The following is a 612-nucleotide window of genomic DNA, read 5'->3' as shown; positions in this document are numbered from 1 at the left end:
TGGAAGGGGCGGCGTTCGCCGCCCCAAGACCCGCGAGGGGCTTATTCTGTAACGTTGCCGTCTTGATCACCGGCCTTTGGTTCAAAGCCTACGAGTTCGTCAACGGCGACGGGGAAGTCGAGTTTGATGTTGAGGACTTGTCCTGTGCCGTCCGTGCGATCGTTGAGGAAGGCGACACCGACCCGGCGGTAGGATGTCTTTTCGGCCCCGTTGGATGTGTAGGTGACTGGGACAGTGATGTTGAAGCGGTTAGTCATGATCGTTCTCCTTGTTTCGATGGGGCTAATAGAGGCAGGTGCGTTAGGGCGTGATGCAGGCTGAAATGCGGAGGGTCCGCTGCTTGCAGTGGAAGCCGTATTTCTGCTTGCCGAAGCTTTAGCTGAGGGGACATCGCGACCGCGCCTGCCTAGACACATCTTTGAGAAACAAGGAGGGCGGTCGTGACGTGAACGCGGAGATTGGTGTTCCTGTTACCGGTCCGACGGGACCGAAGACTGCTCGCGCGGGCGGAGTGACCGAAGGATTGGTTGCGCAGAAAGGCTCAAGTCCGGTTAATAAACGGTTCACCCGTCCGTTGTGGGACGTGTGGCTGATGCCACCAGTGATCCGGAC

1 protein-coding gene is annotated in these 612 nt (G+C 58.3%); it reads right to left on the bottom strand.

Features of this window, described 5'->3' with window-relative positions:
• Positions 1-41: 41 nt before the first annotated feature.
• Positions 42-257: a hypothetical protein gene (locus ACFWW2_RS04825; RefSeq protein WP_393926608.1), complete on the bottom strand. Its 216-nt coding sequence runs from the start codon at positions 255-257 to the stop codon at positions 42-44.
• Between the last annotated feature and the right edge of the window lie 355 nt (positions 258-612).

Origin of the sequence: Yoonia sp. R2-816 (assembly GCF_046762905.1) — a bacterium.
In the GTDB taxonomy this organism is placed as follows: Bacteria; Pseudomonadota; Alphaproteobacteria; order Rhodobacterales; family Rhodobacteraceae; genus Yoonia.
Note: the sequence above shows the minus strand (reverse complement) of the source record. Positions and strands in the feature narration are given on the sequence as shown.

Excerpts from the sequence above, each read along its gene's own strand:
- ACFWW2_RS04825 (WP_393926608.1), bottom strand. The coding sequence starts at position 257 with ATGACTAACCGCTTCAACATCACTGTCCCAGTCACCTACACATCCAAC.